This window comes from Serratia sp. TSO36 (assembly GCF_057808395.1).
Window position 1 is genome coordinate 138811 of record NZ_JBJZOU010000015.1, and the last position, 19198, is coordinate 158008.

Below are 19198 nucleotides of genomic sequence, written 5' to 3' on the forward strand. Positions count from 1 at the left end.
AAACCGTCATTGCATTGCCGATTTTGTGATCGCTATCCCCATATTGAATAACAACCCACCAGAAAAATTAACTCTCGTCGAGTAATTCCAACATCGATCACAGTTTACCCCCTCGCTTTGGCCCAATATCGCCACATTGAAATGATACCGTTACCATAAAAATGATTCACCAGGAGGCAATATGAAAGCATTAGTGTTGGCCAAAGCGGGGGAAATCGCTATCGAGGACGTCCAGCTTGCCGAAACGCTGGGCCCCGATGATGTGCAGATAAAAATTCATTCCGTGGGCATCTGCGGCAGTGATGTGCACTATTACCAACATGGCCGCATTGGCCCGTTCGTGGTTAACGCCCCGATGGTGCTCGGCCATGAAGCCTCCGGCGTGGTGCTCGCGACAGGTAAAAACGTCACTCACCTCAGCATCGGCGATCGCGTTTGCATGGAGCCCGGCATTCCCGATCTCAACTCGGCGCAGACGCGCGCCGGTATTTACAACCTTGACCCGGCCGTTCGCTTCTGGGCGACGCCGCCGGTACACGGTTGCCTGCGCGAAACCGTCATCCACCCTGCCGCCTTCACGTTCAAATTGCCGGACAACGTCAGTTTCGCTGAAGGCGCCATGGTGGAACCCTTAGCCATCGGCATGCAAGCGGCCACCAAAGCCGGGATCAAACCCGGCGATATCGCGCTGGTGATCGGCGCCGGGCCGATCGGCGTGGTCACCGCCCTCGCGGCGCTGGCGGGCGGCTGCTCGGACGTCATTATTTGCGATCTGTTCGACGAAAAACTCGCCGTTGCGGCCAGTTACGAGGGGCTGCACGCCGTCAATATCAAAACCGGCGACCTGGCGGGGAAAGTGGCCGCCCTCACCAGCGGCAATGGCGCCGATGTCGTGTTTGAATGCAGCGGCGCGAAACCGGCTATCGCTACGCTGGCCGAACATGCGGCGCCCGGGGCGACCGCCGTGCTGGTCGGCATGCCGATCGATGCCGCGCCGCTGGATATCGTCGCCGCGCAGGCCAAGGAAATTACCTTCAAGACCATTTTCCGCTACGCCAACATGTACCCGCGCACGCTGCGGCTGTTGAGCAGCGGCAAGCTGCGCGTCCAGCCGTTGATAAGCCAAACCTACAAGTTCTCCGACAGCGTGGCGGCCTTCGAGCGCGCGGCGGCGGGACATGCCTCAGACATCAAAATCATGCTGGAGATGGAGTGATCCTATGGCGCTCTATGCTGGCATAGACTGCGGTACGCAAGGCACGAAAGTCGTGATTGTCGACAGCACACAGGGCGTGATCCTCGGTGAGGGCAACGCCCCTCACCGTCTCATCAGCCAAGCCAATGGCCGGCGCGAACAGGAGGCCGACTGGTGGATTGAGGCGCTAGTCATCGCTTTTCGCCAAGCCGTGACTCACGCCGGCGTTGATGCACGGGAGATTCACGCTCTGGGGGTATCGGGCCAACAACATGGGTTTGTGCCGCTGGACGCAGACGGCAACGTGCTGCACAGCGTCAAGCTGTGGTGCGATACCGAAACCGCAGAAGAAAACGAACGGCTCCTGCAACAGCTCGGCGGAGCCAACGGCTCGCAGGAAACGCTTGGCCTGCGGATCGCCACCGGTTATACCGCGTCAAAAATCCTTTGGTTCAAGACGCACCATCCGGCGCTGTGGGCACAACTGCATACCGTGTTGTTGCCCCATGACTACTTGAACTTCTGGCTGACCGGGGAGCGCGTAGCGGAATATGGCGACGCTTCCGGCACCGGGTTGTTCGATGTGCGCACCCGTCGCTGGAGCAAAACCGCCGTCGATCTTATCGACGACAGCGGCCGCCTGTGGCAAGCCCTGCCGCCGCTCAAAAGCGCGGAGTGCTGCATCGGCACGGTGCGCCCCGCTGCCGCGGAAAAACTCGGCCTCGGCCCGGCAGTGCGGGTCTCGACCGGCGGCGGCGACAACATGATGGCGGCCATCGGTTCCGGCAACATCGAGGCCGGCACCCTCACCCTGAGCCTGGGCACCTCCGGCACGCTGTTCGCCTGGTCCGCCGCCCCCGTCACGGCGGAATCGGACATGATTGCCGGCTTCTGCTCCAGCACCAACGGGTGGCTGCCATTGATTTGCACCATGAATGTCACCTCGGCCACCACCGCGGTACAAACGCTGCTGGACCAAGATCTTGCCGGCTTTAACGCTTTGCTGGCGCAGGCTTCGCCCGGCGCAGGCGGTGTCGAGATGCTGCCATTCTTCAATGGCGAACGCGTTCCGCCATTGCCCCACGCGCGCGCCAGCCTGCATAACCTCGATAGCGACAACTTTACCCGCGCCAATCTCTGCCTGGCGGTGGTCGAAAGCGCCACGTATGGATTGCGCTATGGCATCGAGTTGTTTCGCCGTCAGGGCATCGAAGCGCGCGAAATCCGCCTCACCGGCGGCGGCGCCCGCAGCGCCGCCTGGCGACAAATCGTAGCGGACGTAATGGGATGCCCGGTGGTCTGTCTGAAAGCCAAAGAGACCGCGGCGCTGGGCGGCGCCATTCAGGCGATGTGGGCGACGATGTTGGCCGACGATCCGCGCCGGAACGCCGCCGCATTGCTGGCCGAACTGTGCCAACGCTTCGTTGCGCTGGATGAGGCCACGCGCACGCCGCCAAACGCTGGCAGGCAGGCGCAATACGAGACGCTTTATCAACGCTACCTGCAACGCTTGCAGCAGACCTATCCGGAGGTGCAACTGTGACGCGAGATCCCCATACGCCAGCGCCCGCCTACCTGCTGGAGGTCAGCGGCGTCAGGAAAGCCTTCGGCCCGGTCGTGGCGCTCAAGAATGCGGAGTTTTGCCTGCGGCGCGGATCCATCCATGCCCTGTGCGGCGGCAACGGCGCGGGTAAATCCACCTTTCTCAGCATTCTGATGGGCTTTATTCAACCCGACGGCGGCGACATTTTTATCAATGGCCAACGCTGCGAATTTCATCATCCTCGGGAAGCCCTCAATGCCGGCATCGCCATCGTGCAGCAGGAGCTGAGCGCGATCCCGGATCTGACGGTGGCCGAAAACATTTGGCTGGGCCGCGAGCCGAGACGCCTGGGGTTCGTCGATTTCGCAACGCTCAACCAGCGCACGACCAGCCTGCTCAAAGAACTCGATTTCAAGATCGACGCCCGAGAAAAAATGCGCAACCTGAGCGTCGCCGAACAGCAGCTGGTCGAGATCGCCAAGGCGCTGTCGCATGCCAATGCCGACATCATCATCATGGATGAACCCACCTCGGCGATTGGCGAAGAGGATGCGCAGAAAATCTTTCAGACGCTTCAGCAACTGGCGGCAAAAGGTAAAGGCATTATTTACGTCTCTCACCGTTTGTCAGAGATATTCCAAATCGCGGACAGCTACACCATTTTCCGCGACGGCGCCTATATCCATGAAGGCTATATCGCCGACATTACCCGTGAACAGCTGATCGAACACATTATTGGCGGCGAGTACGACAGCGAGTTCGCCAAATTCAACCAGCCCGGCGAACAGGTCTTGCTGGCGGTCAATAACCTGTGTTGGCGCAGCAAGATAAAAGATATCAGCCTGCAGCTGAAGCACGGTGAGATCCTGGGCATCTATGGGCTGGTGGGATCGGGCCGCAGTGAATTTCTCGATCTTATCTTCGGCATTCAGCATGCCGACAGCGGCACGATTCGCCTGGGCGACAAGACGCTGAACCGCCACTCTCCGCGCGAGGCCATCGACAGCGGTATTGCCTACGTGACAGAAGATCGCAAGGAAACCGGCCTGGTGCTGTGCCGTTCCGTCAGTGAAAACATCAATATCGCCTCTTTTGCCGCCATCAGCCGGCTGGGGTTTGTCAGCGAGAAATGGGAGCAGGCGCGAACCCGCGACATGATCCAGCGCTTCAACGTTAAAACCCACGACGGCGAACAGCCGGTGGGCAACCTGAGCGGCGGCAACCAGCAAAAAGTCGTGCTGGGCCGTTGGGCGCTGCTGGATCCGGAGGTTTTGCTGCTCGACGAGCCGACGCGCGGTATCGACGTCGGGGCCAAGAAAGAGATCTATCGATTTATGTCGGAGTTCGCCTTGCAAAACAAAGGGATCATTATGGTTTCCTCCGAGCTTTCGGAAATTATCGGCATGAGCGATCGCATATTGGTGTTTCGTGACGGGCAGTTGGCCGGCGAGCTTTCGGCAGCCGATGCGACCCAGGCAGCACTGATGAAACTTGCGGTTTAACAGAGAGAGAAAAAAAATGAGCAGCGCCCACTCCTTATCACCAGGAATTTCATTTTTCACCCGCAATAAGCGCCGTATGCACAAATACGGCATTATCATCGCCTTTTTCGCCCTGTGCCTGATCGTGGCGCTGATTGGCGAATATCAGGTCGCTCAGGGGGCCTGGAGCAGCAACTATTTTCTCAGCAATGAAAACACCCTGATCGTCCTGCGCCAGGTCTCGATCAACGGCATTCTGGCGATCGGCATGACCTTCGTCATTATCACGGCAGGCGTCGATCTCTCCGTGGGCTCGGTGCTGGCGTTAAGCGGGATCGTCGCCGCCCGCTTCGCCACCAACAACAGCGGATTGGCTATCGGCGACACCGCGACCGCCGTCATGGCGCCGCTGATTGTGGCGCTGGGCATCGGCATCGTCTGCGGCCTGGTAAACGGCACCGTGTTAGCCCGTTATCGGCTGCAGCCGTTTATCGTCACCATGGGCATGCTCTCCGCGGCGCGCGGTTTAACCATGCTGACCACCAACGGCAATCCGGTATCGCAATTGAACAGCGATTTCCGCTGGTTAGGCAATGGCTATGTCGGCGGCGTTCCGGTGCCCGTCATCATCTTCATCGTGCTGTTCGCCCTCGCCTGGCTCGTGCTGAATAAAACCCTCTTCGGGCGCTACATCTACGCCGTCGGCGGCAACCCGAAGAGCGCGCGCACCTCGGGGATTAACGTGACACGCATCAAAATACTGGTGTATACGCTGTGCGGCGCGCTGGCCGGCATCGCCGGCCTGATCCTCACGGCGCGCACCGGTTCGGCGCAGACCAATGCGGGCGCAGGGTATGAGCTGGACGCCATCGCGGCGGTGGTGATCGGCGGCACCAGCATGGCCGGCGGCGTCGGTACGCTGGTCGGCACCTTCTTCGGCGTGCTGATTATCGGGGTGATGAATAACGGCCTCGATCTGCTCGGCGTGCAGTCGTATTACCAACAAATTATCAAAGGCGCATTGATTGTCCTTGCCGTATTGCTCGACCCCTCGCGTAAGCAACAGAGCGATTAATAACATCAGACCCAACTCTACCAGGAGAAAACCATGAATAAGACCAAGATAGCGTTGTTTGCCTCTGCCCTGATGCTGGGCAGCCTGTCGGCAGCCCAGGCCGCCCCGGTTAAAATCGCGGTATTGATGTACGGCAACAAAGCCGAGTTCGTGCAATTGATGGAAAGGTTCGGGAAGGAACACCCGGCGGTGAAAAGCGGCGAAGCCGTGCTGACCTTCTACGATGGGCGTTATGATGCATCGGTGCAAAACGATCAGGCCGCCACCGCTATCCAGACGCGCGCCGATGCCATTATCGTCAACCCGATGGATTTTGAGGCCAATATCGATATCGTCACCAATGCCAACGAGGCCAAAATCCCGGTGGTGGTCACCAATGCGCGCCTGAATACGGACGCGATGACGTCTGAAGTGGTGTCTAATGACGAGTTGGGGGGATATCTGGAAGCCAAAGCCGTACTTGACAAACTCGACTGCAAGAACCATAAGGTGAACGTGGTGATTATCGAAGGCCCGAAAGGCGGCAGCGGCGAGATCCAGCGCGGCAAGGGCAATGATAAAGCGATAGCCGAGTGCGGCGCCGGCCAGGTCACCGTGCTTGAACGCAAAACGGCCAACTGGTCACGCGCGGAAGCGCAGCCGCTGATGGAAAACTGGCTGCAGAAACATCGGGGCAAAATCAACGGCGTGATTGGCCAAAACGACGAGATGGCGCTGGGCGCTATCGAGGCGATTAAAGGCGCCGGCCTGAATGTGAAGGACTTCGCGATTGCCGGCGTTGACGGCGTTTCCGACGCGATTCATGCGGTGCAGGCCGGTGAAATGGTCTCTATCCTGCAAGATGCCAAAGGCCAGATGCAGGGGTCCATCGACGTCGCGCTGCGCGCCGTGAAAGGTGAAAGCTATCAGCCGCAGTCGGATATCTGGAAACAGTACGCCAAGGATCTGAAATGGGAAGGCGGCACGCAGAAGCATTACTACATTCCGTGGACCGTCGTCACCGCAGAGAACGCCCAATCGCTGTTGGACGCCCGTAAATAATCCCCCCGCCCCCTGCCTCCAGGGGGCACCGCTTGGGCGCTTGCCCGCAAACAAAAAAAAGCCAGCACGGAGTGGCTGGCTTAAAAGTTCTTCGAGGGAATATCTTGTTCGATAACCATACGCCCTTCACTGCGGGCTTTACTAGCTATCAGTGCGATAGGCATCCTCAGTTAAAATCAACGCCTGCATATCGGCGAACATCGTTTCCCATTCCGCCTGGTCGATATCCATCAAACCAAAGTAACGCAGCATAAAGGCGCCTTCTGTGGCGAGAAACGCCAGGCGCGCGCGCTTGCCCTCTTCGGTGGTCAAATCGAGCCCGGCGATGCGGCTGCGATACCATTCGCGCGTGCTCGCCAGATGCTCCGGCGTTTGAATCAGCGTCGCCATCAGCCCGGCGGCCTTGGCGCTGGCGGTCTGATCCGAACTGTGGGTGGCCAGCATATGCGCCCGCACAGCGGTCTGCGGTGAAGGATCGTCGCCGGCGATAGCCTTGAACAGCGTTTCATAGGCACTGCCCCAGCGATCGAACATGGCATCAATCAGGGCGTCTTTGCTGCCAAAGCAATACTGCACCCCGCCCTTGGAGATCCCCATCGCTTTGGCGACGGCGTCGATGGTCAAGCCGGCGGCGCCCTGGGTGGCGACGATTTCTTCGGCGATGTCCAAAACCTTGTCGCGATCGATGCTGCGTTGACGTCCCATTAAGAAACCCTTCTTTTCAATACGAACGTATGGATATATATTATCACCAGTATACCACCCGGCATCGCCGGTGGGTTATCCGAATGGCGGCGCCTCCGCGCGGCCCACTTTAACTGGATTATGACTTATGTACGCCAAGAACCGCTGGTTGATCCTGACGATGGTCGCCAGCGCCCTGTTCCTGATCGTCATCGATATGACGGTGTTATATACCGCCCTGCCGCGCTTAACCCAGGCGCTGGACGCCAGCGCCTCGCAAAAACTCTGGATCGTCAACGCCTATCCGCTGGTGGTGGCCGGCCTGTTGCCCGGCGCCGGCATGCTGAGCGATCGCATCGGCCATAAACGGCTGTTTCTCGCCGGACTGCCGGTGTTTGCCGTCGCGTCACTGTGCGCCGCGTTCTCGCCCACCGCCGAGTGGCTGATCGCCGCCCGGGTGTTCCTCGCCGTTGGCGCGGCGATGATGATGCCCGCCACGCTGTCCATCGTGCGCCACGTCTTTACCGACGAACGCGAACGCGCGCTGGCGATCGGCATCTGGGCCTCGGTGGCCTCCGGCGGCGCGGCCATCGGCCCGGTGGTCGGCGGCCTGCTGCTGGAGTATTTCTGGTGGGGTTCGGTGTTCCTGATCAATGTGCCGGTCGTGCTGCTGGTCTGGCCGCTGGCGTGGAAACTGATCCCGCGCTGCGGTGGCGATAACCCGCGCCCTTCGGACATCGTCGGCTCGGTGCAGATCATGATTGGTCTGGTCGGCGCTATCTATGCGCTGAAGGAGCTGAGCAAGCCGACGCCTGATGTGAGTGCCTTGCTTGTGGCAGCCCTGATCGGCGTGTTGTTCCTGGCCCTGTTCGTGCGTCGTCAGCAGCGCAGCGCCCACCCGATGATCGATTTCTCTCTGTTCCGCAACCGGCTGTTCGCCGGCGGCATCGGCGTGGCGCTGCTTTCGATGGTGGCGCTGATCGGCATCGAACTGGTGCTCAGCCAGCGATTGCAGCTGGTGCTCGGCCTCAGCCCGCTGCAGGCGGCGCTGTTTATTTTGCCGATCCCGCTGGCCTCGGCGCTGGCGGGACCCGTAGCCGGCCTGCTGTTGCCACGCTACGGCGAACGCAGCATCATCCTCGGCGGTTTTGTCCTGACCACTCTCGGCATCGCCGGTCTTGCCGCGTTATACCAGAGCGGCATGGCATTGCAATTGGTCAGCCTGGCGCTGGTGGGCTTTGGCCTCGGCGGCGTGATCACCGCCGCTTCCACCGCCATCATGCTGAACGCGCCGGAGGAAAAATCCGGCATGGCGGCGTCGATCGAGGACGTCTCCTACGAACTGGGCGGCGTGCTGGGCGTGACGCTGCTCGGCGGGTTGATGACGGCGGTTTACAGCCATAGCCTGGCGCTGCCGGCGGAGCTGCCGGTCAACCCGCTGGCATACGACAGCATCGACGAAGCCCTGCGCCTGGCGGCCGGGATGGCGGCCGATCGCGCGCAGCAGCTGACGCAGCTGGCGCGTCTGGCCTTTGATCGCGCGTTTATTACGGTACTGATCGCCGCCGCGCTGTTAATGGCGCTGGGCGCCGGGGCGGTAAAACTGGCGCTGCGCAAGTAACCGATAAAAGCGGCTTTTTTCGCCGGCGGAACCTGCGTAAACTGATTCGGCAATTTGCTCGACGGATTTGTCGTCATCGGTTTGAACGATGGCAATAATGCCTGTTATCGTATTTAACCCTGCGATAAATCCGGTTACTGTATCCCCTATGGAAATTGATTCTGTCTACTATCGGAACAGATAATCAGGAGAAGATTATTATGGCAACGGCAAAGAAAGCAGCGAAAACCCATATCGGCCTCGACAGTAAACAATCGGCAAAACTCGCCGAAGCGCTGAACGCGCTGTTGGCGAACTATCAGGTGCTGTATATGAACGTGCGCGGCTATCATTGGAACATTACCGGCCCGCAGTTCTTTGAACTGCACGCGAAGTTCGAAGAGACATATAACGATCTGCTGACCAAGGTGGACGAGCTGGCGGAACGTATTCTGACGCTGGGCTCGCAGCCGCGTCACGCTTTCAGCGACTATCTGAAAACCGCCGACATCAAGGAACACACCAACGTGACCGATGATAAGGGCACGCTGCGCGGCCTGTTGGAAGGGTATTCAATCTTGCTGCAACAGCAGCGTGAACTGCTGACGGTGGCGGCGGACGCCGGCGACGAAGGCACCGCGTCGCTGATGAGCGATTACATCAAAGAGCAGGAAAAACAGGTCTGGATGCTCAACGCCTATCTGGGCAAATAACCCTGGCGCCATAACAAAACAGTCCCTTACGGGACTGTTTTCGTTTTACCACTCGCAGGATACCGCAAACAGCAGCGCGCGCCGATGCTGATCGTCCAGGCGGCGCCGCACCCGGATGATATGGCGATTGCTGCACGACTGGCGCTCCAGCCAGCGATGCCGGCGGCGTTGGCTCTGCCGCAACATGCGCCAGCGGCCCACTTCATTTCTACTGCGTCTCATAATTCCGTCACTCGTTCGTCTAATGCCAACCGCGGGCATTATAGCCCTTTCCGCCCGTGATCCAAGCCGCCGTTATCGGCGGCACAGCGGACGCCGCGCGGGCAAAAGCCGCCCTTTCATTTTCAGCAAGTGCCTTAACTTCATCATATTTATGTAACATAAGCGCCGATAAAAGGTTTCGCCTTGCCCGATCTGTGCGTACACTCATCATTGGTGGTTTGCGAACGGGATTTTTCGCCTTTATGACAACATTTTATACCGTAATCAGTTGGCTCATGGTGTTCGGCTACTGGCTGCTGATCGCCGGCGTGACGATGCGCATTTTAATGAAACGCCGTGCGGTTCCCTCTGCCATGGCCTGGCTGCTGGTTATCTATATTCTGCCGCTGTTCGGCATCGTGGCCTATTTATCGTTCGGCGAGCTGCATCTGGGCAAGCGCCGGGCCGAGCGCGCCAAGGCCATGTGGCCGTCGACCGCCCGTTGGTTGAAGGAGCTGAAAGAGAGCCGCCGCATCTTCGCCACCGAATACAGCGAAGTCGCCGAACCGCTGTTCCAACTGTGCAACCGCCGCCAGGGCATTGACGGCGTCAAGGGCAACCAGCTGCAGCTGCTCACCACCACCGACGATACGCTGAAAGCGCTGATCCGCGACATCGAGCTGGCGCGCCACAACATCGAAATGGTGTTCTATATCTGGCAGCCCGGCGGCCTGGTCGATCAGGTGGCCGAATCGCTGATGGCCGCCGCGCGGCGCGGCGTACACTGCCGCCTGATGCTCGACTCCGCCGGCAGCCTGCAATTTTTCCGCAGCCCCTACCCGGCGATGATGCGCAATGCCGGCATCGAAGTGGTGGAAGCGCTGAAGGTCAACCTGCTGCGCGTGTTCCTGCGCCGCATGGATCTGCGTCAGCACCGCAAAGTGGTGCTGATCGACAACTACATCGCCTATACCGGCAGCATGAACATGGTCGACCCGCGCTACTTCAAGCAGGATGCGGGCGTCGGCCAGTGGATCGACCTGATGGCGCGCATGGAAGGCCCGGTGGCCACCACCATGGGCATCGTCTATGCCTGCGACTGGGAGATTGAAACCGGCAAGCGCATTCTGCCGCCGCCGCCGGACGTCAACATCATGCCGTTCGAACAGGAGAGCGGCCACACCATTCAGGTGATCGCCTCCGGCCCCGGCTTCCCCGAGGAGATGATCCACCAGGCGCTGCTGACCGCGGTCTATTCCGCGCGCGAGCAGCTGATCATGACCACGCCGTACTTCGTGCCGAGCGACGATCTGCTGCACGCCATCTGCACCGCCGCCCTGCGCGGCGTCGAGGTCAGCATCATCGTGCCGCGCGACAACGATTCGATGATGGTGCGCTGGGCCAGCCGCGCGTTCTTCTCCGAGCTGCTGGAGGCCGGCGTCAGGATCTATCAGTTCGAAGGCGGCCTGCTGCATACCAAGAGCGTGCTGGTGGACGGGCAACTCAGCCTGGTCGGCACCGTCAATCTGGATATGCGCAGCCTGTGGCTGAATTTCGAGATCACGCTGGTGATCGATGATGACGGCTTCGGCAGCGATTTGGCCTGCGTGCAGGAAGATTACATCGCCCGTTCCAAACTGCTGAACGCCAAAGAGTGGCTGAAGCGGCCGTTCTGGCATCGCCTGGTCGAGCGCCTGTTCTACTTTTTCAGCCCGCTGCTGTAAAAGCCGCGACGAGCGTGCTTTAATAGCGCCAAATCATTTGTTATCAGGATTTTTTTATGGATTTGAATAACCGCCTTACCGAAGACGAAACGCTGGAACAGGCCTACGACATCTTCCTCGAATTGGCCGGCGACAATCTGGATCCGGCGGATATTCTGCTGTTCAACCTGCAGTTTGAAGAGCGCGGCGGCGCTGAACTGTACGACCCCTCCGAAGACTGGAGCGAGCACGTGGATTACGATCTGAACCCGGACTTCTTCGCCGAGGTGGTGATCGGTCTGGCGGACAGCGACGGCGAGCCGATCAACGACGTGTTCGCCCGCGTGCTGATCTGCCGCGAGAAAGACCACAAGCTGTGCCACATTCTGTGGAAAGAGTGATTCGCCGATAGCATATCGGATAAAAAAAGCCCCGCTCATTCAGCGGGGCTTTTTGTTGCCGGCTAGCGGCGCATTACAGCGGATCGACCTTCAGGCACGAAACCGCATGGCGGAAACTGCCCTCCAGCAGCGGGCGCGTCTTGGCGCACTCCGGCCCAGCGATCGGGCAGCGGGTGCGGAACACACAGCCGGTCGGCGGGTTGATCGGCGAAGGCAGCTCCCCTTCCAACAGCTGGATCTGCTTTTCCTTCTCCTTGTCCGGATCCGGGATCGGCACCGCCGACATCAGCGCTTTGGTGTAAGGGTGCTGCGGATTGTGGTACACCTCGTCATAGGTGCCCAGCTCCACCGCATGGCCCAGATACATCACCAGCACGCGATCGGAAATGTGCTTCACCACCGCCAAGTCGTGGGCGATAAAGATCAGTGACAGCCCCATCTCGCGCTGCAGCTGCTGCAGCAGGTTCACCACCTGCGCCTGAATCGACACGTCCAGCGCGGAGACCGGCTCGTCGCAGATCACCAGCTTCGGCTCGAGGATCAGTGCGCGCGCGATGCCGATACGCTGGCACTGGCCGCCGGAAAACTCGTGCGGGTAGCGGTTGATCAGGTTAGGCAGCAGGCCGACCTTCAGCATCATCGCCTTGACCTTGTCCTTCACTTCCTGACGCGGCATTTTCGGGTAGTAGGTGCGCAGCGGCTCGGCGATGATCTCGCCGATGGTCATGCGCGGGTTGAGCGAAGCCAGCGGATCCTGGAAAATCATCTGGATATCGCTGCGGGTTTTGCGCCAGTCGGCATCGCTCATGCCCAGCAGATCTTTCCCCAGCCAGGCGACGCGCCCGCTGGTGGCCTTCACCAGGCCGATGATGGCGCGCGCGAAGGTGGATTTGCCGCAGCCGGACTCGCCGACCACGCCCAGGGTTTCCCCCTCGAACAGCCGCAGCGTGACGCCATCGACCGCTTTCAGGGTTTTCGGCGGCTGCCAGAACCACTGCTTGTCGTCATGAATGTCGAAGTGCACTTTCAAATCGGCCACTTCGAGCAGCACTTTCTTGTCAGTTACCGCTGTCATACCAACGCCTCCACCGGTTTAAAGCAGGCGCGCAGGCGCCCTTCCCCAAATTGCTCCAACGGCGGAGCGCTCGCACACTGCTCCATGGCGTACGGGCAGCGCGGTTGGAACGGGCAGCCTTTCGGCAACCGCAGCAGGTTCGGCGGGTTGCCGGGAATGGTCAGCAACGCTTCGCCTTCGGCGTCGAGGCGCGGCACCGCGTTCAACAGGCCGATGGAGTACGGATGGCTCGGCTGGTAGAACACCTCGCGCGCGCTGCCGTATTCCATGGTGCGGCCGGCGTACATCACCAGCACCTTGTTGCAGATGCCGGCCACCACGCCCAGGTCGTGGGTGATCATGATGATGGCGGTGTTGAATTCGCGCTTCAGTTCGTTGAGCAGCGTCATGATCTGCGCCTGGACGGTCACGTCCAGCGCGGTGGTCGGTTCGTCGGCGATCAGCAGCTTCGGCCGGCACAGCAGCGCCATGGCGATCATCACGCGCTGGCGCATGCCGCCGGAAAACTCGTGCGGATACATGCGCATGCGCTTGCGCGCTTCCGGCATTTTCACCGCGTCGAGCATGCGTACCGACTCTTCGAAGGCTTCGCTTTTGCTCATTTTCTTATGCAGCATCAGCACTTCCATCAGCTGTTCGCCAACGCGCATATAAGGGTTGAGCGAGGTCATCGGGTCCTGGAAGATCATCGAGATCTCTTCGGCCCGCAGCTTGTTGAGCTGATTTTCCGGCAGGTTGAGAATTTCACGGCCGTTGAATTTGGCCGAACCGCCGATGCGGCCATTGCTGGCCAGCAACCCCATCAGGGCGAACGCGGTCTGCGATTTGCCGGAACCGGATTCACCGACGATGCCCAGCGTTTCGCCGGCGCGCAGGTCGAAGTTCAGATCGTTCACCGCCGTCACGTCGCCGTCCGGGGTGGAGAACGTGACGCGCAGGTCTTTCACGTCCAGCAGCGGCGACGTTTTGACGCCGGCGCCGGTTTGCAGTTGAGGATGTTCAATGGTGCTCATGATTGCACTCCTTAACGATCTTTCGGGTCGAGGGCGTCACGCAGGCCATCGCCGATAAAGTTGAAACAGAACAGAGTGACAACCAGGAAACCCGCCGGGAACAGCAGCAACCACGGTGAAACTTCCATTGAGTTGGCGCCGTCGCTGAGCAATGCGCCCCAGCTGCTGAGCGGCTCCTGCGTGCCCAGCCCCAGGAAGCTGAGGAAGGATTCGAACAGGATCATGCTCGGCACCAGCAGCGAGGCATACACCACCACCACGCCGAGCACGTTCGGCACGATATGCCGCAGCACGATATTGCGCGTGGAGACGCCGCACACCAGCGCCGCTTCGATGAACTCCTTACGCTTGAGACCGAGGGTTTGGCCGCGCACGATACGCGCCATATCCAGCCACGACACCATGCCGATCGCCACGAAGATAAGCAGGATGTTCTGGCCGAAAAAGGTCACCAGCAGGATCACGAAGAACATGAACGGGAAGGAGTTGAGGATCTCCAGCAGGCGCATCATCACCGAGTCGACCTTGCCGCCCAGATAGCCGGACATCGCGCCGTACAGGGTGCCGACGATCACTGCCACCAGCGCCGCCGCCACGCCGACCATCAGCGAGATGCGCCCGCCGATCGCCACGCGCACCAGCAGATCGCGCCCGGAGGAGTCGGTGCCGAAATAGTGCCCCGATTCCACGCTTGGCGCGGCGGACATCATCGCCCAATCGGTATCGTCGTAGGCAAATTGCGACAGCATCGGCGCCAGCACCACAAACAGCGTGATCAACACCAGAATGAACAGGCTGCTGACCGCCGCGCGGTTGTGCATAAAGCGCCGGCGCGCGTCTTGCCACAGGCTGCGTCCTTCCACTTCCAGCTTCTCGCTGAAGTGTTCCAGAGCTTCGCTGTTCTTTTTAGTCAACATCATTCGCGTGCTCCAGATTAATAACGGATTTTCGGATCGATGACCGCATACAGCACATCGACGATCGCGTTGAACAGAATGGTCAGTGCGCCCACCAGAATGGTCAGGCTCAATACCAGGGAGTAGTCGCGGTTCAGCGCGCCGTTAACGAACAGCTGGCCGATCCCCGGCAGACCGTAGATGGTTTCGATCACCATCGAACCGGTGATGATGCCGACGAACGCCGGGCCCATGTAGGACAGCACCGGCAGCAGCGCCGGCTTCAGCGCGTGGCGGAAAATGATGCGACGCATCGGCAAGCCTTTGGCGCGCGCGGTGCGGATGAAGTTGGAGTGCAGCACTTCAATCATCGAGCCGCGCGTGATACGGGCGATGCTGGCAATATAGGCCAGCGACAGCGCTACCATCGGCAGGATGATGAATTTAGGCGCGCCGCCGTTCCAGCCGCCGCCCGGCAGCCATTTCAGCGTGATGGCGAAGATCAGCACCAACAGCGGCGCCACCACGAAACTGGGTATCACCACCCCGGTCATGGCGAACCCCATCACCGTGTAGTCCCATTTGGTGTTCTGATTCAGCGCGGCGACAACGCCGGCGCTCACCCCCAGCACCACCGCCAGCAGAAACGCGGCCAGACCGAGTTTGGCGGACACCGGGAAAGAGCCGGCGACCAGATCGTTGACCGAATAGTCCTTGTATTTAAAGGACGGGCCGAAGTCTCCCTGCGCAAGCTGCGCCAGATAATGACCGTACTGTTTCCAGATCGGGTCGTTCAAATGATATTTGGCCTCGATATTCGCCATAACTTCTGGCGGCAATGCGCGCTCCCCGGTAAATGGACTGCCGGGCGCCAGGCGCATCATGAAGAATGAGATGGTGATAAGGATAAATAGTGTCGGGATCGCTTCCAGCAAGCGACGAAGTATAAATTTAAGCATTGCCCTAACCCTGTGCGACAGCCTGATGACGGCTTATTATTCTCAACATGGGCCGGCGGCCTGCGCCGCCGGCTCTTACCGTATCAATGCTTGATGATGTACAGGTTTTTGTCGTACACGTTATCAAGCGGGTCTTTGCCGGTGTAGCCACCGACGTAAGGTTTCACCAAACGGGCGTTCACGTAGTAATACAGCGGAACGATCGCGGAATCCTTATCCAGTTGAACTTCCGCTTTCTGATACAGATCGGCGCGCTCGTCTTTGCTCTTCGCGGTCAACACGTTGGCCATCAGCTTGTCGAACTCGGCGCTCTTGTAGTGCGGGGTGTTACTGCTGCTGTCGGACAGCATCATGTTCAGGAACGAACTCGGCTCGTTGTAGTCGGCGCACCAGCCGGCGCGCGCCACGTCATAGGTGCCCTGATGGCGGGTATCCAGGAAGGTTTTCCACTCCTGGTTCACCAGCTTCACGTCCACGCCCAGGTTTTTCTTCCAGATAGAGGCGGCGGCGATCGCCAGCTTCTTGTGCAGATCGGAAGTGTTGTACAGCAGGGAGAAGGTCAGCGGTTTGCCCGGGCCATAGCCGGCTTCCGCCAGCAGTTTCTTCGCCGCTTCGTTGCGTTTTTCCTGCGTCCAGCCGAACCACTCCGGCGGGGTCAGCTTGGCGCCGTCGGTGTATGGCGGCGTAAAGCTGTAGGCCGGCAGATCGCCCTGGTTTTTCACCTTGTTGACGATGATGTCGCGGTCCATGCCCAGCTTCAGCGCTTCACGTACGCGCGCATCGGTGAACGGCGCCTTCTGGTTGTTGATTTCGTAGTAATAGGTGCACAGGTAAGGATCGACATGCACCTCTTTCGGGATCTCTTTCTTCAGCTTCTGGAACAGTTCGATCGGCATGTTGTTGTAAGTCATGTCGATTTCGCCGGTGCGGTAGCGGTTAACGTCGGTCACTTCCGACGAAATAGGCAGGAACGTCACTTTATTGATGATGGTTTTGGCGTTATCCCAATATTCCGGGTTGCGTTCCAGTACGATGCGTTCGTTGACAATCCAGTCTTTCAGTTTGTAGGCGCCGTTGCTGACGTAGTTGGCCGGCAGCGTCCACTTCTCGCCAAACTTCTCCACCGCGTCTTTGTAAACCGGCTTCATGGCGTAGTGCGGGGTCATTTCAACCAGATAAGGCACCGGCTCGCTCAGGGTCACCTGGAAGGTGTGGTCGTCGATGGCCTTCACGCCCAGCGTCGACTTGTCTTTTTTACCGGCGATGATGTCATCGACGTTTTCCACGTGGGCGTATTGCAGGTAGCTGGCGTAAGGCGACGCGGTTTTCGGATCCACCACGCGCTGCCAGCTGTAGACGAAATCTTGCGCCGTTACCGGCTTGCCGTTGGACCATTTGGCGTCTTTACGCAGGTGGAAGGTCCAGACTTTGAAATCCTTGTTATCCCAGCTTTCCGCGACGCCCGGCACGATGGAACCGTCCGGGCTGTTGTTCGCCAGGCCTTCCATCAGATCGCGGGTGACGTTGTTTTCCGGCACGCCCTCGATTTTGTGCGGATCCAGCGACTGCACTTCGGAACCGTTGTTTTTGACGATTTCTTGCTTGTCGGCCAGTTGCACGCCTGCAGGAACCTCGGCGGCAAAGGCGGAGGTGGTTGCTGTGATGCCCAGCGCGGCGATGACGCCGGCGGCAATGAGCGTTTTCTTCGTGATGTTGGTCATACTTATCGACTCCAGTTTTTATTATCACAGGCTCTTCGTGGAACCTGCGTTGCCCGTAAGCGGACTCTGTTTTCCCGCCGCCGCGGAACGAATGCGGCGGCCGGCCTTCCCTATATTCCTCCGCGAACTAGCGCCAGGAATACCCCTTTTACTGCTTGATAATGTAAAGATTTTTAACGTCGGTATAGTCCAGCGGATCTTTGCCGGTGAACCCGCCCACCGTCGGCTTGATCAACCGCGCGCTGACGCGGTAATAAACCGGGACCAACGCGGAGTCTTTGTCCAGCTGCGCTTCCGCCTGCTGATAGAGCGCGGCGCGCGCGGCCTCATCCGGCGCCTTCAGCGTGGCGGCCATGATGGCGTCGAACGCCGGGCTTTTATAGAACACGGTATTGATGCTGCTGTTGGACAGCACCAGGTTCAGGAACGCGCTGGGCTCGTTGTAATCCCCGCACCAGGTGGCGCGCGCCACGTCGTATTGCCCCTGATGGCGGCTCTCCAGCGACGTTTTCCATTCCTGGTTGCGCAGCGTGACCTCGGCGCCCAGGTTCTTCTTCCACATCGACGCGGCGGCGATCGCCTGCTGTTTGTTTTGATCGGAGGTGTTGTACAGCAGCGAGAATTTCAGCGGCTTGGTGTCGCTGTAGCCCGCTTCCGCCAGCAGTTTCCTGGCTTCGGCGTTGCGCTGTTCCTGGCTCCAGCCGGCCCACGCGGGCGGCGTGAAGTTGGCGCCTTCCGTGAAGGTCGGCGTGAAGCTGTAGGCCGGGATCTGCCCCTGGCCCATAATCTTGTTGGCGATGATGTCACGATCCAGCGTCATCTTCACCGCCGTACGCACGCGCGCATCGGTGAACGGCGCCTGCTTGTTATTGAGCTCGTAATAGAAGGTGCACAGATAAGGGTTAACGTGCAGCTGTTCAGGCATTTCGCGCTTCATCTTGACGTACAGGTACGGCGGAATGGCGCTGTTGGTGATATCGATCTCGCCGCTGCGGAAGCGGTTAACGTCGCTGACTTCCGAGGTAATCGGCAGGAAGGTCGCCTGATTGATCACCGTCTGCTTGTTGTTCCAGTAGCTCGGGCTGCGCTCCAGCACGATGCGCTCGTTCACCACCCACTCTTTCAGGCGGTAAGCGCCGTTGCCGACGTAGTTGGCAGGCAGCGTCCATTTATCGCCGAATTTCTCTACCACCGCCCGTTTGACCGGTTTGAGCGACGTGTGGCTCAGCATGCTGATGAAATACGGCACCGGCTCGCTCAGCGTCACCTGCAGCGTCTGGTCGTCCAGCGCCTTGACGCCGAGGGTCTGCGGGCTCTTCTTACCGGTCAGGATGTCGTCGATATTCTCGACTTTGGTGTATTGCAGGTAGCTGGCGTAGGGCGAGGCGATTTTCGGATCGGCCAGACGCTGCCAGCTGTAGACGAAATCTTGCGCGGTCACCGGGCTGCCGTCGCTCCACACCGCGCCGGGACGCAGGTGGAAAGTCCATTGCTGATAATTCTGGTTTTCCCAGCTCGCCGCCGCCGCCGGCACCACATGCCCGTTGGCGTCGGTGCTCACCAGCCCTTCCAGCAGGTTAAGAATGATATTGCTTTCCGGTACGCCCTCGACCTTATGCGGATCCAATGAAGCCACTTCGCTGCCGTTGTTGATCACAATATTCTGCTGCTGCGCCAACTGAACGCCGGCCGGCACCTGCGCCGCCCAACCGCTATTTACGGCGCCGACGCTCAGCGCGCCGCTAATCAACAAGGTCAAAGAAGTACGCTTCAGGGTTTGCTGCATAATTGAGGCTCCTTTTCACCGACAAGCATCGCTTATCGAAGTTTGTGAAGTGTTTATAAGAATTCTAAATAAACGGATACCAGCAAAAATCATTCCCGTTTTTATGGCGCA

17 protein-coding genes are annotated in these 19198 nt (G+C 59.5%); 9 read left to right on the top strand and 8 right to left on the bottom strand.

Annotation, left to right across the window (positions count from 1 at the left end):
- Positions 1-181 precede the first annotated feature (181 nt).
- The 5 genes from ACK3CV_RS14065 to ACK3CV_RS14085 all read left to right on the top strand — a co-directional run bounded on the left by ACK3CV_RS14065 (position 182) and on the right by ACK3CV_RS14085 (position 6335).
- On the top strand, positions 182-1216 hold the full coding sequence (locus ACK3CV_RS14065) for an NAD(P)-dependent alcohol dehydrogenase (protein WP_033634775.1): 1035 nt from the start codon (positions 182-184) through the stop codon (positions 1214-1216).
- 4 nt (positions 1217-1220) lie between these two features.
- Positions 1221-2738, top strand: coding sequence for a xylulokinase (gene xylB / locus ACK3CV_RS14070; RefSeq protein ID WP_164141593.1), 1518 nt, complete (start codon positions 1221-1223; stop codon positions 2736-2738).
- Complete coding sequence (locus ACK3CV_RS14075; protein ID WP_164141595.1) at positions 2735-4240, top strand: sugar ABC transporter ATP-binding protein; 1506 nt, start codon at positions 2735-2737, stop codon at positions 4238-4240. The genes xylB and ACK3CV_RS14075 overlap by 4 nt, the downstream gene beginning before the upstream one ends.
- 76 nt (positions 4241-4316) lie before the next feature.
- On the top strand, positions 4317-5294 hold the full coding sequence (locus tag ACK3CV_RS14080) for an ABC transporter permease (RefSeq protein WP_489009872.1): 978 nt from the start codon (positions 4317-4319) through the stop codon (positions 5292-5294).
- Between the two features lie 33 nt (positions 5295-5327).
- A complete protein-coding gene (locus ACK3CV_RS14085) occupies positions 5328-6335 on the top strand; it encodes a substrate-binding domain-containing protein (RefSeq protein WP_033634778.1) in 1008 nt (335 codons plus the stop codon).
- Between the two features lie 141 nt (positions 6336-6476).
- On the opposite strand, the gene ACK3CV_RS14090 is transcribed toward ACK3CV_RS14085, so the two are convergent.
- Positions 6477-7040 (bottom strand): TetR/AcrR family transcriptional regulator, encoded by a 564-nt coding sequence (locus ACK3CV_RS14090; RefSeq protein ID WP_033647594.1) that lies wholly within the window; start codon positions 7038-7040, stop codon positions 6477-6479.
- Between the two features lie 127 nt (positions 7041-7167).
- On the opposite strand from ACK3CV_RS14090, the gene smfY reads away from it, so the two are divergent.
- Both smfY and ACK3CV_RS14100 read left to right on the top strand, forming a co-directional pair.
- Positions 7168-8640, top strand: a complete 1473-nt coding sequence (smfY, locus tag ACK3CV_RS14095) for a multidrug efflux MFS transporter SmfY (protein WP_033634780.1) — start codon at positions 7168-7170, stop codon at positions 8638-8640.
- A 200-nt stretch (positions 8641-8840) separates the two neighbouring features.
- A complete protein-coding gene (locus tag ACK3CV_RS14100; protein WP_004932132.1) occupies positions 8841-9332 on the top strand; it encodes a Dps family protein in 492 nt (163 codons plus the stop codon).
- 45 nt (positions 9333-9377) lie between these two features.
- Here ACK3CV_RS14100 and ACK3CV_RS14105 read toward each other — a convergent pair whose 3' ends face one another.
- Positions 9378-9554 carry a YciY family protein gene (locus ACK3CV_RS14105; protein WP_025159792.1) on the bottom strand — a complete coding sequence of 59 codons (177 nt, stop codon included), beginning with the start codon at positions 9552-9554 and terminating at the stop codon, positions 9378-9380.
- A 242-nt stretch (positions 9555-9796) separates the two neighbouring features.
- Between ACK3CV_RS14105 and cls the strand changes: the two genes are divergently transcribed.
- Both cls and ACK3CV_RS14115 read left to right on the top strand, forming a co-directional pair.
- On the top strand, positions 9797-11257 hold the full coding sequence (gene cls, locus ACK3CV_RS14110) for a cardiolipin synthase (RefSeq protein ID WP_033634781.1): 1461 nt from the start codon (positions 9797-9799) through the stop codon (positions 11255-11257).
- A 56-nt stretch (positions 11258-11313) separates the two neighbouring features.
- Positions 11314-11637: an HI1450 family dsDNA-mimic protein gene (locus ACK3CV_RS14115; RefSeq protein ID WP_004932139.1), complete on the top strand. Its 324-nt coding sequence runs from the start codon at positions 11314-11316 to the stop codon at positions 11635-11637.
- A gap of 73 nt (positions 11638-11710) precedes the next feature.
- Here ACK3CV_RS14115 and oppF read toward each other — a convergent pair whose 3' ends face one another.
- The 6 genes from oppF to ACK3CV_RS14145 all read right to left on the bottom strand — a co-directional run bounded on the left by oppF (position 11711) and on the right by ACK3CV_RS14145 (position 19087).
- Complete coding sequence (oppF, locus tag ACK3CV_RS14120; RefSeq protein ID WP_025303071.1) at positions 11711-12712, bottom strand: murein tripeptide/oligopeptide ABC transporter ATP binding protein OppF; 1002 nt, start codon at positions 12710-12712, stop codon at positions 11711-11713.
- The gene (locus ACK3CV_RS14125) at positions 12709-13725 is read right to left on the bottom strand and encodes an ABC transporter ATP-binding protein (protein WP_033634782.1); all 1017 of its coding nucleotides are present in this window, start codon (positions 13723-13725) and stop codon (positions 12709-12711) included. The genes oppF and ACK3CV_RS14125 overlap by 4 nt, the downstream gene beginning before the upstream one ends.
- Before the next feature lie 11 nt (positions 13726-13736).
- Positions 13737-14645, bottom strand: a complete 909-nt coding sequence (gene oppC / locus ACK3CV_RS14130; RefSeq protein ID WP_033634783.1) for an oligopeptide ABC transporter permease OppC — start codon at positions 14643-14645, stop codon at positions 13737-13739.
- A 14-nt stretch (positions 14646-14659) separates the two neighbouring features.
- Positions 14660-15580: an oligopeptide ABC transporter permease OppB gene (gene oppB / locus ACK3CV_RS14135; RefSeq protein WP_033634784.1), complete on the bottom strand. Its 921-nt coding sequence runs from the start codon at positions 15578-15580 to the stop codon at positions 14660-14662.
- An 83-nt stretch (positions 15581-15663) separates the two neighbouring features.
- Positions 15664-17301, bottom strand: coding sequence for an oligopeptide ABC transporter substrate-binding protein OppA (gene oppA, locus ACK3CV_RS14140; RefSeq protein WP_086579959.1), 1638 nt, complete (start codon positions 17299-17301; stop codon positions 15664-15666).
- Between the two features lie 148 nt (positions 17302-17449).
- Positions 17450-19087: an ABC transporter substrate-binding protein gene (locus ACK3CV_RS14145; protein ID WP_164141597.1), complete on the bottom strand. Its 1638-nt coding sequence runs from the start codon at positions 19085-19087 to the stop codon at positions 17450-17452.
- Positions 19088-19198: the final 111 nt, after the last annotated feature.

Bases quoted from the DNA above. Each gene is read 5' to 3' on its own strand.
- ACK3CV_RS14065 (WP_033634775.1), top strand. From the start codon at position 182: ATGAAAGCATTAGTGTTGGCCAAAGCGGGGGAAATCGCTATCGAGGAC.
- xylB (WP_164141593.1), top strand. From the start codon at position 1,221: ATGGCGCTCTATGCTGGCATAGACTGCGGTACGCAAGGCACGAAAGTC.
- ACK3CV_RS14080 (WP_489009872.1), top strand. From the start codon at position 4,317: ATGCACAAATACGGCATTATCATCGCCTTTTTCGCCCTGTGCCTGATC.
- ACK3CV_RS14085 (WP_033634778.1), top strand. From the start codon at position 5,328: ATGAATAAGACCAAGATAGCGTTGTTTGCCTCTGCCCTGATGCTGGGC.
- ACK3CV_RS14090 (WP_033647594.1), bottom strand. From the start codon at position 7,040: ATGGGACGTCAACGCAGCATCGATCGCGACAAGGTTTTGGACATCGCC.
- smfY (WP_033634780.1), top strand. From the start codon at position 7,168: ATGTACGCCAAGAACCGCTGGTTGATCCTGACGATGGTCGCCAGCGCC.
- ACK3CV_RS14100 (WP_004932132.1), top strand. From the start codon at position 8,841: ATGGCAACGGCAAAGAAAGCAGCGAAAACCCATATCGGCCTCGACAGT.
- ACK3CV_RS14105 (WP_025159792.1), bottom strand. From the start codon at position 9,554: ATGAGACGCAGTAGAAATGAAGTGGGCCGCTGGCGCATGTTGCGGCAG.
- cls (WP_033634781.1), top strand. From the start codon at position 9,797: ATGACAACATTTTATACCGTAATCAGTTGGCTCATGGTGTTCGGCTAC.
- ACK3CV_RS14115 (WP_004932139.1), top strand. From the start codon at position 11,314: ATGGATTTGAATAACCGCCTTACCGAAGACGAAACGCTGGAACAGGCC.
- oppF (WP_025303071.1), bottom strand. From the start codon at position 12,712: ATGACAGCGGTAACTGACAAGAAAGTGCTGCTCGAAGTGGCCGATTTG.
- ACK3CV_RS14125 (WP_033634782.1), bottom strand. From the start codon at position 13,725: ATGAGCACCATTGAACATCCTCAACTGCAAACCGGCGCCGGCGTCAAA.
- oppC (WP_033634783.1), bottom strand. From the start codon at position 14,645: ATGATGTTGACTAAAAAGAACAGCGAAGCTCTGGAACACTTCAGCGAG.
- oppB (WP_033634784.1), bottom strand. From the start codon at position 15,580: ATGCTTAAATTTATACTTCGTCGCTTGCTGGAAGCGATCCCGACACTA.
- oppA (WP_086579959.1), bottom strand. From the start codon at position 17,301: ATGACCAACATCACGAAGAAAACGCTCATTGCCGCCGGCGTCATCGCC.
- ACK3CV_RS14145 (WP_164141597.1), bottom strand. From the start codon at position 19,087: ATGCAGCAAACCCTGAAGCGTACTTCTTTGACCTTGTTGATTAGCGGC.